At 72.1% G+C, this 14,225-nt stretch carries 11 protein-coding genes; 7 read left to right on the plus strand and 4 right to left on the minus strand.

What is annotated here, in order from left to right; translation table 11 throughout:
- The first annotated feature begins 11 nt into the window (after window positions 1–11).
- The gene (locus NMN56_RS11755) at window positions 12–2,267 is read left to right on the plus strand and encodes an ATP-binding protein (RefSeq protein ID WP_274044046.1); all 2,256 of its coding nucleotides are present in this window, start codon (window positions 12–14) and stop codon (window positions 2,265–2,267) included.
- 84 nt (window positions 2,268–2,351) lie between these two features.
- Here NMN56_RS11755 and NMN56_RS11760 read toward each other — a convergent pair whose 3' ends face one another.
- Window positions 2,352–3,986, minus strand: a complete 1,635-nt coding sequence (locus NMN56_RS11760) for a translation initiation factor 2 (protein ID WP_274044044.1) — start codon at window positions 3,984–3,986, stop codon at window positions 2,352–2,354.
- A gap of 351 nt (window positions 3,987–4,337) precedes the next feature.
- On the opposite strand from NMN56_RS11760, the gene dxr reads away from it, so the two are divergent.
- From dxr to NMN56_RS11790, 6 genes are all read left to right on the plus strand, one after another.
- Window positions 4,338–5,603 (plus strand): 1-deoxy-D-xylulose-5-phosphate reductoisomerase, encoded by a 1,266-nt coding sequence (gene dxr / locus NMN56_RS11765; RefSeq protein WP_274044043.1) that lies wholly within the window; start codon window positions 4,338–4,340, stop codon window positions 5,601–5,603.
- Entirely contained in the window at window positions 5,600–6,904 is a 1,305-nt protein-coding gene (locus NMN56_RS11770) for a M50 family metallopeptidase (RefSeq protein ID WP_274044042.1), read from the plus strand. Before dxr ends, NMN56_RS11770 begins: the two co-directional genes overlap by 4 nt.
- A gap of 209 nt (window positions 6,905–7,113) precedes the next feature.
- Window positions 7,114–8,271 carry a flavodoxin-dependent (E)-4-hydroxy-3-methylbut-2-enyl-diphosphate synthase gene (gene ispG / locus NMN56_RS11775; RefSeq protein WP_274044041.1) on the plus strand — a complete coding sequence of 386 codons (1,158 nt, stop codon included), beginning with the start codon at window positions 7,114–7,116 and terminating at the stop codon, window positions 8,269–8,271.
- A 102-nt stretch (window positions 8,272–8,373) separates the two neighbouring features.
- The gene (locus tag NMN56_RS11780) at window positions 8,374–9,219 is read left to right on the plus strand and encodes a GNAT family N-acetyltransferase (protein ID WP_274044040.1); all 846 of its coding nucleotides are present in this window, start codon (window positions 8,374–8,376) and stop codon (window positions 9,217–9,219) included.
- A gap of 111 nt (window positions 9,220–9,330) precedes the next feature.
- The gene (locus NMN56_RS11785; RefSeq protein WP_274044039.1) at window positions 9,331–9,897 is read left to right on the plus strand and encodes a GNAT family N-acetyltransferase; all 567 of its coding nucleotides are present in this window, start codon (window positions 9,331–9,333) and stop codon (window positions 9,895–9,897) included.
- Window positions 9,898–10,087: 190 nt separating this feature from the next.
- Entirely contained in the window at window positions 10,088–11,818 is a 1,731-nt protein-coding gene (locus NMN56_RS11790) for a proline--tRNA ligase (RefSeq protein WP_274044038.1), read from the plus strand.
- Between the two features lie 134 nt (window positions 11,819–11,952).
- Here the strand turns inward: NMN56_RS11790 and NMN56_RS11795 are convergent, their stop codons facing one another.
- Genes NMN56_RS11795 through NMN56_RS11805 form a run of 3 tightly spaced genes read right to left on the minus strand, consistent with a single transcriptional unit; the run spans window position 11,953 to window position 14,090 of the window.
- Entirely contained in the window at window positions 11,953–12,909 is a 957-nt protein-coding gene (locus tag NMN56_RS11795; protein ID WP_274044037.1) for an aminoglycoside phosphotransferase family protein, read from the minus strand.
- Between the two features lie 54 nt (window positions 12,910–12,963).
- A complete protein-coding gene (locus NMN56_RS11800) occupies window positions 12,964–13,443 on the minus strand; it encodes a ferritin-like domain-containing protein (RefSeq protein ID WP_274044035.1) in 480 nt (159 codons plus the stop codon).
- Entirely contained in the window at window positions 13,440–14,090 is a 651-nt protein-coding gene (locus NMN56_RS11805; RefSeq protein WP_274044034.1) for a hypothetical protein, read from the minus strand. Before NMN56_RS11805 ends, NMN56_RS11800 begins: the two co-directional genes overlap by 4 nt.
- Window positions 14,091–14,225: the final 135 nt, after the last annotated feature.

Here is a 14,225-nt window from a genome sequence, read left to right on the forward strand (position 1 = left end):
AGAGTTGGGCCGTGACCGAGAACACGCGGAACACCGTGGACGGACAGGTCGGGGCCGGTGCGATCGTCCAGGCGGGCAGCATCGGGGCCGTGCACCACCACACCCATGCGGCGCCCGCCGCACCCGCCGGCGCGCTGCTCCAACTGCCCGTCGAGGCCGCGTACTTCGAGGATCGCGACAGGGAGCGCGCACGTGTCGAGCGTGCGCTCGGCCTGCGCGAGGGCCGGACCGGCGTGGTGCGGCCCCTGGTCGTCGCGGTCAGCGGGGTGGGCGGCATCGGCAAGAGCGCCCTCGGTCTGCGCCTCGCACACGACGCGCACAGGGAGCGCGGATGCGGCGCCCTGTACGTCGACCTGGACGATCTGCGGCGGGACGGCGCGGTCTCGCCCGCCGATGTCCTCGCGGTGCTGCTGCGCGCCCTCGGTGTCCATGAGCCCTGGATGGAGAGCGATCTCGTGGGCCGCGCACGGCAGTACGCCGCGCGTACTGCGGAGCGCGTACTCGTCCTCGTGCTCGACAACGTCGCCTACGGCAGCGAGGTCGAGCCGCTGCTGCCGGTCTCGGCCGACAGCGTCGCGATCGTCATCAGCCGTGCACGCCTGGAGGACCTGCCGGGCGCACTCGAAGTACCCCTCGGGCCCCTGCCGGGCGCGGCGGCGGAAGAGCTGCTGCACGCGGTACTGGAGGGCGCACGACCGGCGGGCGGCCCCGGAACCGTCTCGGAGGTCGCCCGGCTGTGCGGGGGCCTGCCGGCGGCACTGCACGTGGCGGGCAGGTACCTGCGCAAGCACCGCCGCAGACCACCGGAGCGGCTCATCGCCGCGCTGCGTACCGAACTCGACGAGGAGGGTGTCCCGGTGGTCGAAGCGGTCTGGAACGCCGCCTACGACGAGCTGAGTGCGCCCGCGGCGCGGCTCTACCGGCTCCTCGCCGTGCATCCGGGCCCCTCCTTCACCCCGGCCTCGGCCGCGGCGCTGCTGGGCGCTGAGGACCCGGACACCGCCTACGACGCACTGGGCGAACTGGAAGCCGCCCGCCTGGTCGCGGTATGGGAGCGGGACACCGCGGAAGCCGCCCCCGCGGACACCGGCTCCGGCGCGGCCGGCCCCGGCGGGACGGACCCCGAGGTGACCCGCTCCGGCGGAACGGACTCCCAGGTGGCCGACGACGGGGACGGCGCAGGTGAACGCCTTCGGATGCACGACCTGTTGCGGGCCCACGCGCAGCGCCGCGCCAGGCGTGAGGGGGAGCCGGGAGAGGCGGTCGAGGCCCGTCGCCGTGTCGTGCGCTGGTACCGCAGGCAGGCCGAACGCGCGGACGAGACGATCGCGGGCAGCCGGATGCGCTTCGCCACTCCCGTGCCCGCACTCCCGTACGCACCCGATGTCCCCTTCGGCAGCAGGGGAGAGGCCGCCTACTGGATGAGCGCCGAACGAGGAGCGCTCTACGAGTGCGTACGGCTCGCCCATGAGGCGGCCGGGCCCGAGGACGACGCCGACGCGTGGGGACTGTGCGAGCCACTGTGGACGCACTTCATGGACCACCGGCACTACGCGGACGCGCTCGACGCGTTCGCGACCGGAGTGGCGGCGGCCCAGCGCACCGAACACCTGCCCGCGCAGGCCCGGATGCGCTGCCAGCTCGCGCGGCCTCTGTGGGAACAGGGCCGCATCGAAGAGGCCAGGGCCCAGGTGGACCGCGCGGTGCACGTGGCGCGCTCGCTGGAGAACGAGCCCAAGCTGCGTGCCTCCACGCTGGAATTCCGGGGCCTTCTGCGTTCGGCCGAGGGCGACTGGGCGGGCGCAGCCGAGGAGTTCGCCGCCTCGCGCCGCATCCATGAGGAGATCGGCAACACCTACGGCGTCCTCCTCCAGAGCTACCTGCTCGGCAAGGCCCTCATCGAGCAGGGCGAGCCGGAAAGCGCGGCGGAACTGCTCGCCTCCGCGCACGGGATGGCCGTCGAGCGGGACCGCCTGAGCGGGGCGCGCGGCCCCGGGCGCATGACGGGGCGTACCGCCTGCGAACTGGCCCGCGCGGTACGCGTCTCCGGCCGCAGTGACCCCGCTCGGCTCGCGGCGCTGTACGACCTCGCGCTGGCCGCCGCACGGGCACGGGGCGCCGACCGGGAGGAGGCGACGACGCTGCGCGCGCTGGCTGACCTGGCCGACGAGACAGGTGACCCGACGGCCGCGGGGGCACACCGCGCCCGTGCCCACGCGATCGAGTCCCGCGCGGGCTCACTCGGTGGTCCTGAACCACGCGGTTGATTCCCGCGCGCGCTCACCCGGCCCTGAGCCCACACCGGTACCGGCACCGACACCGGCACTGGTACCGGCTCGTCTCGTCCGGCCTCACCCGCGCGCTGAGGCGTCCGTCCCCGGTGTGAGGACCGCCGTCACCGACTGCCCGCCCACCCGGCAGCGCACCCGTGTCCGCGATCCGTTCCCCGCCCCGCCGGACTTCACGAGCCAGGCGTGCACCCCGCACAGCACGGCCACCGGATCGAGGCCCGTACCGGGTGGCTCGATCCGGAGAGTCAGCGGTTCGCCGCCGCGTACTCGTAGGACGCACAGATCAGCGTCCAGTACGGCGGCGACCGTGCGGCAGGCCGGATACGCGGCGAGGACGCCCGCGCTCCAGTCGGCGACCCGCAAGGGCTCGGACCCGTCGGCGTGCCGGTACAGCAGGCCCGCGCTCTGTACGTGCCGCATACCGGCCCAGTCCTCTTCGGCCGCCAAGTACTGACCAAAACGGTCGGACGCGGGGCGACGTACTACCTGCACGGTGTTCCCGTCGACCTCCGCGTCCACGGCGAAGGCAGCGGGCGCCGGGCAGCGCGTCGCCACCTCACGGGGCGACGGCAGGGGCTCGGGTTCGGCGGGCACTCCTGGAGGAGCGAGACCCAGTAGTGCGTAGAAATGCCGGCGCAGTTCCTGTAGTGCGTCGCCGCGCCGTGCGAAGACGTCCTCGGTGAGCGCACGCGAGGTCTCGGCCCTGTGCGCGGTCAGCGCCCGCGCGAGCTGGGGTTCGTAGGGCAGCCGGTCGTCCAGGCGTGGTGCGGCGCCGAGCAGCCGCGCCATGGGCGTGCCGGGGAGGAGTTCGGTGCCGCCGTCGTAGGCGCTGAGCACGGGCCGGCCGAGTGCGGCGGCGTACAGGGCCGTCGAGCCGTGGTCGGAGACGACGCAGTCGGCGGCGACCAGGAGCGCGGCCCACTCCTCGTAGGGGCGGGGCAGCAGCATGCCCGCTCTCCGCTCGGGCGTCAGGTCCTGGGCCAGCCCGAACCCCCGCTTGCTCGCGTGTTCGTTCGGATGCACCACCAGTGCCGTTTGGTACGTGTCGTACGGCAGTTCCGTCGCCAGCCGCAGCGGCAGCCCGGGACGCCGTTCCAGCAGCGATTCCCCGCCCCAGGTAGAGACCGCCACGACAAGCCGTCTTCGGCCGGTACCCAGCGCGCGGCGGTAGCGGTCCCTGCGCGGCACCGACTCCAGCAGCCGGTCGAGCGTGGGATCGCCGACGACGGCCGCGCGGGAAGCGGCCAGGGGGGAGGCCACCGTCAGCCGGCCGAGCTGACTGGGGTGGGCGAGCGCGTGAACGCTCGCGAGCGGGGTGCCGTCGGGGCGCAGCAGCTGTTCGGGATGCAGTCCGTTCGCAGCGCCGTTCGCCGGCCCCTGGGAGCTGCGCTTGCTGAAGCCGGCGCCGTGCGGCAGCAGCGCCAACGGTCCTGAGAGCTGATGCAGTTCGCCCTTGGCCGAGGCCGCCAGTACGAGCCCGAACGAGCGGGCCTTCGCCTCTTCCCAGGGCACCTGGACGGCTCCCAGCCCGTCGAGCGCCGCGAAAGCGTCGGCGCTGAAGTCCGAGCCGGGCACGAGCGTGAAGTAGGGACGTATGCGCCGGTCACCCGCGAGCGCGGGCCCGATGTCGAGCAGCCTGTGCAACGTGGTGGCGGTCCGCACCACGAACAGCACACTCCCGGCCTCCACGTTCACGGCTTCCGGGCTTCCGGGCTTCCGGGCTTCCGGGCTTCCGGGCTTCCGGGCTTCCGGGCTTCCGGGCTTCCGGGCTTCCGGGCTTCCGGGCTTCCGGCAACTGTCCAGCCTAGTACGCGCGGGGCGAGGGGATATGCCGTTCTCGCCAAGGGGCGAAGGGCTGTTCTGATCGCTCGGCGGCATGGCGGCGATCGTACTCGCCGGAGCCCGTGCGTACCCCGGTGCGGCGGTGGTCCCGGTGGCCTGGGATACGCCGGGCGACGGCACGTGGCACGTGCCGTACGACCGGCCACGTCCGTGCGCGGTCGGTGCGCTGTCCGGGCCCGAGAGGGAAGCGGCCACAATGGGGGGATGACCGACTCCCTCGCTGACCCGCACCTGCGCTACTCCGGCACGGCACCGGAAGCGGGAGCGCCGCGCGACATCGTGATCCTCGGCTCCACCGGCTCGATCGGTACCCAGGCCGTTGATGTCGTGCTGAAGAACCCGGACCGATTCCGTGTCACCGCGCTGTCCGCCGCGGGTGGCCGCGTGGAGCTGCTGGCGGAGCAGGCGCACCAACTCGGCGTGCGCACCGTCGCGGTGGCCCGTGAGGACAAGGCACGGGAACTGAAGGAGGCACTGAGGACGGCGTACGGCCCGGGGGAGAGGCCGCCCGAGGTGCTGGCGGGTTCCGAGGCCGCCACCGAACTGGCGGCGTCTCCCTGCCACACCGTGCTCAACGGCATCACGGGCTCCATCGGCCTCGCCCCCACGCTCGCCGCGCTCCAGGCAGGCCATGTGCTGGCACTCGCCAACAAGGAGTCGCTGATCGTCGGCGGCCCGCTGGTCAGAGAGCTGGCGGCGCCCGGCCAGATCGTCCCCGTCGACTCGGAGCACTCCGCGCTCTTCCAGGCGCTCATGGGCGGTACCCGCGCCGAGGTGCGCAAGCTCCTCGTCACCGCCTCAGGCGGCCCCTTCCGCGGCCGTACGCGGGCCGAGCTGGCGGGAGTCACCCCGAAGGAGGCGCTGGCCCACCCCACCTGGGAGATGGGCCCGGTCATCACCATCAACTCGGCCACGCTCGTCAACAAGGGCCTGGAGGTCATCGAGGCCCACCTGCTCTACGACATCCCGTTCGACCGCATCGAGGTCGTGGTCCATCCGCAGTCGGCCGTGCACTCCATGGTGGAGTTCACCGACGGCTCCACCCTCGCCCAGTGCGGACCGCCCGACATGCGGCTGCCGATCGCGCTCGGCATCGGCTGGCCCGAGCGGGTTCCTGACGCGGGTCCCGTCTTCTCCTGGACGCAGCAGGCGATGTCCTGGGACTTCTACCCGCTGGACGAAGAGGCGTTCCCCTCGGTGCCGCTGGCCTGCCACGTCGGAGCCCTGGGCGGAACGGCGCCCGCCGTCTTCAACGCCGCGAACGAGGAGTGTGTCGAGGCGTTCATGGCCGGAAGGCTGCCGTTCACAGGCATCGTGGATACGGTTGCGGCTGTGGTCGGGGAGCACGGCACACCGGAAGGAACCGGTCTGACCCTGTCCGATGTCCTCGATGCCGAGACGTGGGCGCGCGAACGCGCCCGTGAGCTCGCGGCACTGTCGACCGAAGCAGCAGCGGAGGCCCGCGCATGACGACGTTCATGACCATCCTCGGCATAGTCGTCTTCGTCGTCGGCCTGCTGTTCTCGATCGCCTGGCACGAGCTGGGGCACTTCTCCACCGCCAAGATGTTCGGCGTCCGCGTTCCCCAGTTCATGGTCGGCTTCGGCCCCACCATCTGGTCCAAGCGCAAGGGCGAGACCGAGTACGGCATCAAGGCCGTGCCGCTCGGCGGGTACATCCGCATGATCGGGATGTTCCCGCCCGGCGACGACGGCGCGGTCAGGCAGCGCTCCACCTCGCCGTTCCGCGGCATGATCGAGGACGCGCGGGCCGCGGCGTACGAGGAACTGAAGCCGGGCGACGAACACCGGATGCTCTACACGCGCAAGCCGTGGAAGCGCGTCATCGTGATGTTCGCCGGCCCCTGCATGAACCTGATCCTGGCCGTGGCGATCTTCCTGACGGTGCTGATGACCTTCGGCATCAACACTCAGACGACCACGGTCTCCTCGGTCTCCAAGTGTGTGATCCCCGCCTCGGCCCAGAGCGACAAGTGCCCTTCGGGCGCCAAGGACTCGCCCGCCAAGGCAGCGGGACTCAAGCCCGGCGACAAGATCGTCGCCTTCGACGGCCGCAAGGTCGAGGACTGGGGCGCCCTGCAGCAGCACATCCGCGACACCACGGGTCCCGCCACCATCACCATCGACAGGGACGGCGCCCGGCGCACGCTGCACGCCGACCTCATCGAGAACAAGGTCGCCAAGTCCGACGGCGACGGCAGCTACGTCCCCGACGAGTACGTCTCCGCCGGCTTCCTGGGCTTCACCCCGGCCAGCGGCATCGTCCAGCAGTCCTTCCCGCAGGCCGTCGACCGGATGGGCGGCATGATGGTGCACGGCGTCGAGGCGCTGGTCGCGCTGCCTGGCAAGGTCCCCGACCTCTGGAACGCGGCGTTCGACGGAGGGGAGCGCAAGCAGGACTCCCCGATGGGCGTCGTGGGCGCCGCCAGGGTCGGCGGTGAGGTCTTCTCGCTCGACATCCCGCCCACTCAGCGCGTGGCGACCATGCTCTTCCTGGTCGCGGGCTTCAACCTCAGCCTCTTCCTGTTCAACATGCTGCCCCTGCTCCCGCTGGACGGCGGGCACATCGCCGGGGCGCTGTGGGAGTCCGTACGCAGGATGTTCGCGAAGGTCTTCCGGCGGCCCGACCCCGGCCCCTTCGACGTCGCCAAGCTGATGCCCATCGCGTACGTCGTCGCGGGGGTCTTCCTCTGCTTCACCCTGCTCGTGCTCGTCGCCGACGTGGTGAACCCCGTGAGACTTGCGGGATAAGCCCCGCTCGTCCGGATAAGCCGCTGCTCACCCGGATAAGCGTAAAGAAGCTCAAGAAAATGACGCCCGTACGTTTCATGTGCGGGCGTCATACTTTGCGCTGATTCCCAGGGAGCGATGTGCCGCGTGCAAGGTCGGTGCCGTAATCTCGGGTTCTTGGAGCCCGTCGAAGCTCGGGACTTGAACGACACCGTTGGGGTTGCACGCTGATGACAGCGATTTCGCTCGGAATGCCGGACGTACCGGTGAAGCTAGCCGACCGCCGGGTCAGCCGGAAGATCCAGGTCGGACCGGTGGCGGTGGGCGGAGACGCGCCCGTCTCCGTGCAGTCCATGACCACGACGCGCACGTCGGACATCGGCCCGACGCTGCAGCAGATCGCCGAACTGACCGCCTCCGGCTGTCAGATCGTGCGTGTGGCGTGCCCCACACAGGACGACGCCGACGCGCTGCCGACGATTGCCAGGAAGTCCCAGATCCCGGTCATCGCGGACATTCACTTCCAGCCGAAGTACGTCTTCGCCGCGATCGACGCCGGCTGCGCCGCCGTGCGTGTGAACCCGGGCAACATCAAGCAGTTCGACGACAAGGTCAAGGAGATCGCCAAGGCCGCCTCGGCGTCCGGGACCCCGATCCGCATCGGTGTCAACGCCGGCTCCCTCGACAAGCGCCTGCTCCAGAAGTACGGCAAGGCCACGCCCGAGGCGCTCGCCGAGTCCGCGCTGTGGGAGTGCTCGCTCTTCGAGGAGCACGGCTTCCGTGACATCAAGATCTCGGTCAAGCACAACGACCCCGTCGTGATGGTCAACGCCTACCGCCTGCTCGCTGCCCAGTGCGACTACCCCCTGCACCTCGGCGTCACCGAGGCAGGCCCCGCCTTCCAGGGCACCATCAAGTCAGCCGTCGCCTTCGGCGCCCTGCTCAGCGAGGGCATCGGCGACACCATCCGCGTCTCCCTCTCCGCGCCGCCCGTCGAAGAGGTCAAGGTCGGCACCCAGATCCTGGAGTCGCTCGGGCTGCGCCAGCGCGGCCTGGAGATCGTCTCCTGCCCCTCCTGCGGCCGTGCCCAGGTCGACGTCTACAAGCTGGCCGACGAGGTCACAGCCGGACTTGAGGGCATGGACGTCCCGCTGCGCGTCGCCGTCATGGGCTGCGTCGTCAACGGCCCCGGCGAGGCCCGCGAGGCCGACCTCGGTGTCGCCTCGGGCAACGGCAAGGGCCAGATCTTCGTAAAGGGCGAGGTCATCAAGACCGTCCCGGAGTCCAAGATCGTGGAGACGCTCATCGACGAGGCCATGAAGATCGCCGAGCAGATGGAGAAGGACGGCGTCACCTCAGGCGAACCTGTGGTCACCGCGGGGGGCTGACCGTACGGCGCGCTCACCCGGGCGCGCGAGGCCATGGGCAGAGGTACAGTGCGAGAGATCGTTCCCTCTCGCCCACGGGCCGCACGGTGAGGCACCGAGACGTTGTTGACCACCACTTCCACCCGAGTCGTCGCACCGGCGGAACTCGATGACGTGCTCGCCGTTCTGCGCAGAGAACCGGTCAACAACGCCTTCGTCACGGCCCGTGTCCAGGCCGCGGGACTCGACCCCTGGCGCCTCGGCGGCGAGATGTGGGGCTGGTACCCCGAAGGCCGTCTCGAAGCGCTCTGTTACGCCGGTGCCAACCTCGTCCCCCTGTGCGCGGGCCCCGAGGCCGTACGCGCGTTCGCGGAGCGGGCCCGCCGCCAGGGCAGGCGCTGCTCCTCCGTCGTCGGGCCCGCAGGGCCGACAGCGGCCCTGTGGTCCCACCTCGAACCGCACTGGGGCCCGGCGCGCGAGGTCCGCCGCAACCAGCCCCTCATGATCACGGGCTCCCTGCCTGAGGACATCGAGCCCGACCCCCTCGTGCGCCGTATCGGCAAGCACGAGATGGACGTCGTGCTGCCCGCCTGCGTCGCGATGTTCACCGAAGAGGTCGGCATCTCGCCGCTCGCGGGCGACGGCGGGCTCGTCTACCAGGCCCGCGTGGCCGAACTCGTCGGCGCGGGGCGCTCGTTCGCACGCGTCGAGGACGGCCGGGTCGTCTTCAAGGCCGAGATCGGCGCAGCAACCCCGTACGCCTGCCAGATCCAGGGGGTCTGGGTCGCCCCTGAACGCCGCGGTGAAGGGCTCTCGGAGACCGGTATGGCCGCCGTCATCGGCTACGCGCTCCGGGACGTCGCACCCCTGGTGAGCCTCTACGTGAACGACTACAACACCCCCGCGCGCTCCGCCTACCGCCGCGTCGGCTTCCGCGAGGTGGGCGCTTTCATGAGTGTCCTGTTCTGACCCCTCGGCGCAGGCCCTTCGCGCGCCCGGCCGCACGACTCCGGACGTGTGCCCAGGCGCCGCCACGCCGCCCCTTCGCCAGGACATGGCCGAGGAAGTAGCCTCCCCGCCATGCTGCATACATCCGGGGGGCCGCCCCCGGACCCCCGGAGAGTGGTCGTCGGCCCCCTTGACCTCGCCGCCCGCGTCGACGAAGCGCTCGCCGTCCAGGCGTTGGCGTTCGGCCTCACCGACGACGAGATCGGGGTACGAAGGCACATCGTGCTGCGCCACATGGCCACCCCGGGTGCCAGGTCGCTGGGTGCCACGACCGAAGAAGACCGGCTCGTCGGCTTCGTCTACGGGATGCCCAACGACCGCACCCAGTGGTGGTCGACCGTCGTGCACCCGTATCTGCGCCAGGAGGGCCTCGACAACTGGCTGAGCGACTCGTTCGTCATCACCGAACTGCACGTACACCCGGCCTTCCAGAACCGGCGCGTCGGCCGCGCCCTGATCACGACCCTGACCGACAGCGCCGACGAGCCCCGCTCGCTGCTGTCCGCGCTCGACACCGACAGTCCTGCGCGCGCCCTCTACCGCAGCCTCGGCTACCGCGACCTCGCGCGCCGCGTCCAGTTCCCCAGCGCCTCCCACCCGTACGCCGTCATGGGAGCCCCGCTGCCGCTGCTGCGGTGAGGGGGAGCGGACGCCGGGACGGGCGGGCCGGCACCGGGCGGTGGAGCGGTGCCGGGCAGGTGGGGGCCTGTGACGGGCTCATGACCGGCTGAGCGGGGACATCTCGTTTCCGTGCTGTCGGTCGGGCCGGATAGGCTCCGCCCCAGTCGCCTCGCGCGAATCGCTTGTCCAGCCCGAGCAGGAGTACCCCATGGCAGCCCGTGTCCAGCGTTTGTCCCGGTCGATGCTGAAGACGCTGCGTGACGACCCGGCCGACGCCGAGACGCTCAGCCACAAGCTGCTGGTCCGCGCCGGTTACGTACGTCGCACAGCCGCCGGAATCTGGACCTGGCTCCCGCTCGGCAAGCAGGTGCTGGAGAACGTCACGCGCGTCGTGCGCGAGGAGATGGACGCCATCGGCGGCCAAGAGGTCCTCCTCCCCGCGCTCCTCCCCAAGGAGCCCTACGAGGTCTCGGGGCGGTACGAGGAGTACGGCGACCTGCTCTTCCGCCTCAAGGACCGCAAGGGCGGCGAGTACCTGCTCGGTCCCACGCACGAGGAGATCTTCGCCCAGGTCGTCAAGGACCAGTGCACGTCCTACAAGGACATGCCGGTCATGATCTACCAGATCCAGACCAAGTACCGCGACGAGGCCCGCCCCCGCTCCGGCATCCTGCGAGGCCGTGAGTTCACCATGAAGGACTCGTACAGCTTCGACGTCACCGACGAGGGCCTCGCCGCGTCGTACGCGCTGCACCGCAAGGCGTACCAGCGCATCTTCGAACGCCTCGGCCTGGACTACCGCATCGTCTCCGCGGTCTCCGGCGCCATGGGCGGCTCGGCCTCCGAGGAGTTCCTCGCACCGGCTGTGGCGGGCGAGGACACCTACGCGCAGTGTCCTTCCTGCGGGTACGCGGCCAACACCGAGGCGGTCAGCGTGACCGTGCCGCCCTCCCCGACCGAGGGCCACCCCGCCGTCGAGAAGCTCGACACCCCTGACACCCCCACCATCGAGACCCTCGCCGCACACCTGGGCGTGCCGGCCTCCGCCACCCTGAAGAACCTCCTGGTGAAGATCGACGGCGAGATCACCGCCGTCGGCGTCCCCGGGGACCGCGAGGTGGACCTGGGCAAGCTCGGCGAGCAGCTCGCGCCTGCCGTTGTCGAGCTGGTCACGGCGGAGGACTTCGAGGGCCGCGACGACCTCGTGCGCGGCTACGTCGGCCCCCAGGGCGGCATGGCGGGCAAGGCGTTCCGCTACCTCGCCGACCCCCGTGTCGCACCCGGCACCACCTGGGTCACCGGTGCGAACGAGGACGGCAAGCACGCGCGGAACGTGGTCTGCGGGCGTGACTTCGACGTCGACCAGTACCTCGACGTCGTCGTGGTCGAGCCCGGCGACCCCTGCCCCGTCTGCGGCGAGGGCATCGAGCTGGACCGCGCCATCGAGATCGGCCACATCTTCCAGCTCGGCCGCAAGTACGCCGACGCCTTCGAGCTGGACGTACTCGGACAGGACGGCAAGCCCGCACGCCTCACCATGGGTTCCTACGGCATCGGCGTCTCCCGCGCCGTCGCCGCGCTCGCCGAGCAGACGGCAGACGACCAGGGCCTGTGCTGGCCCCGTGAGATCGCGCCCGCCGAGGTGCACGTCGTCGCGGCAGGCAAGGCCCAGCAGACCGAGGCCGCACTCGACATCGCCGAACGGCTCGGCGCTGCGGGCGTCCGCGTCATCGTCGACGACCGGCCCGGTGTCTCGCCCGGCGTGAAGTTCACCGACGCCGAGCTGCTGGGCGTGCCGACGATCCTCGTCGCCGGGCGCGGCATCAAGGACGGCGTCGTGGAGATCAAGGACCGCCGCAGCGGTGAGCGCCAGGAGATGGCCATCGACGCCGCCCTCGCGCACCTGGCGGAGCGGGCTTCCGCGCCCTCCGCCGGCTGAGACCCTGCCCCCTGGCCCTGACCGACCGCACCGGGCGGCGCCTTCGCGCGCTGCCTGGTGCGACGCGTGGGCGCGCAGCGGGTGGCAGGGAGTTGGCCCCTCAGCCGGGGCGCGGGGCGCAGACGCAGAGCCGGTCAGAGCCAGGAGGCGAATTCGAGGAGCATCTCCGCGTCGGCCCGGTTGCCGCCCGCCGACTGGCGGACCGCTGACTCGACCGCGCGGTAGAGCGCCCACAGCCGCACCCGCTCGCGCGGCACGTCCAGCGAGTCGGCGAGCTTGTTGACGCGGCGCCGGGTCGCGGCTGCGGCACCTGTCGAGGCCATCAGATCGTGGAGCCGGTCGCGCACGAGCCGCGCCAGCTCGTAGGCGGGCTCGCCGACGAGCGGATCGGGGCCGACAGTCAGCCAGGGGGCGCGTTCGGCCGCCGCGGCGGCGCCGAGCACGGCGCCCTGCCGGAAGTCGCCGTGCAGCAGCACGGAGTCCTCGCCCGGCGGAGGGTCGGCGAGCAGTGTGTCCCGCGCCTCCAGCGCCGCTTCCACCAGGGGCAGCGCCTCGTCGGGCGCGGCACCGCGCATCAGCGCGGCCTCGCTCCGGGTGTGCTCGGCGACGGTCTCGAACACGGTGCTGTCCCCGGCGGGCACCCACAGGCGCCGCACCACGGAGACGGCCTCCAGCGTGGCCTTCGCCTCGGGCAGCGACCGCAGCGAGACCTCGCCCCGCAGCCGCTCCAGAAGCAGCGCGCCCTCCTCGGGCGCCGCCCGCAGCACGCGTACGGCCCCGAGCCCGTGCCAGCGCGTCAGCGCCTCGTACTCGCGTGCGGCCCGTACCGGCGCGGGAGCCCCGTCGGGCGCCACCAGCTTCAGCGCGGCGGGGAGGCCGTCGGACTGCCGTACGAGAACCACCAGGCTGCTGCGTCCGCCGGGGGAGACGACGCGCTCGGCCGTCAGCTCCCACTCCTCCAACTGCCGTTCCAGCAGCGCCGGCAGGTCGCCCAGCCAGTTCTGTGCCCTCGTGACCGCCTCGGAGCCGGGCTGCGAGGCCAGGGCGCGCACCAGCCGCTGCGGGGGTTCGAGGGGCAGTACGGAAGGCATTCCTGGACTGGCCTTTCAGAGCGGTGCGCGTACGGGAAGCGCACAGAGGCAGGGTCAGAACTCGCCGGGAGCGCCGGACCCGCTCGGCGAGCCCGAGGGGGTCGCGGGCGCGTCAGCTGAGCCGAGTTCGGTGAGACCTGGGAAGGCTACGCCGCTTCCCTTCCAGCGCGCCGACCGGATGGCCGCCTCACGGAGCGCCCCCGCCGCCTCCCGCCGCCGCGCTCCCTCGCTTGCCCGTACGAGGTCCGCGTACACCCCCGCGACCCGGTCCTCCAGCTCGGCGGCGAGCCGGACGGCGGCTGCGCTGTCGGGCACGGCGAACGGCAGCGCGTAGGCCGCTGCGGCGGGCGCTGGCTTGCCGTCCAGGCCGCGCACGGTCCTGCGCAGCGCGTCCCGGCGTGCCCTGTGTGCGTCGTAGGCGGCGCGTGCCTCGTTCTTGCGTTCCTCCGTGATGCGCCCGCCGACGACGCCGTACCCGTAGACGGCGGCGTGTTCGGCGCGCAACGCGGCCTGGGCGGCGGCGAGTTCCGTCATCTGCCGGCTCCGCTCTGTTCGAGGAGGTACACATGGGCCCCGCCGGAGGCGGCGACCGAGGCCAGCAGCCGGGCCAGTTCCGGGGGTGCGTCGGCGAGCGCACCTGTGCGCGCGTCCGCCAGCCGCCGTTCGGCGCCCGCCAGCGCGCTGAGCGCTTCCCTCTCGTCGTGCGGTACGGCCGCCCTGTCGGGCGAGTGCCGCGGCTCAGGGGCCGAGGGCCCCGGCTGCCCGTTCGGCGGCGCACCCGTCGTCCCGGACCGGGACGGTGCGGGGGAGGCGCCGGGAGAGGCGGACGAGCCGGAGGGTGAGGGCGAGGCGGTGGCGGCTCCGCTCACGTCGCGCAGCACCCGCATGTGCCGCGCCACCTCCTCGCGCAGCGGGCGCAGCCGCTCGGCGAGCGCGGGATGCACGGCCAGGGTGCCGTCGTAACGGGCCAGCAGGGTCTCGCTCTCGCGTGCCGTACGCGCCCGCAGGCGCCTTGCCTCGTCCGACCGTTCGGCGTCCACGGTGGCGGCCGAGGTCCCCTCGCCCGAGCATCCGGTCAGGAGCCCGGCGCCCGCTCCTGCCGTGCCGACGGCACCCAGCGCGCCGGCCAGCACCGACCTCCTGCGTGGTCCCGCTGCGGCCTGTGGCGGCGTGAGCGACATGGTGCACTCCCTGAACATGGGCATCGCCCGGCATCTGAGCATCACGTGGCGGTGATCACCGCCACGTGAGGGTACCCGTGGACGTTCCCGCCGGTCCTACGGGCCACCCCCGCCGTGCGCGGCCCGTACCCGGAC

It is taken from the genome of Streptomyces iconiensis, assembly GCF_028657195.3.
In the GTDB taxonomy this organism is placed as follows: domain Bacteria; phylum Actinomycetota; class Actinomycetes; order Streptomycetales; family Streptomycetaceae; genus Streptomyces; species Streptomyces iconiensis.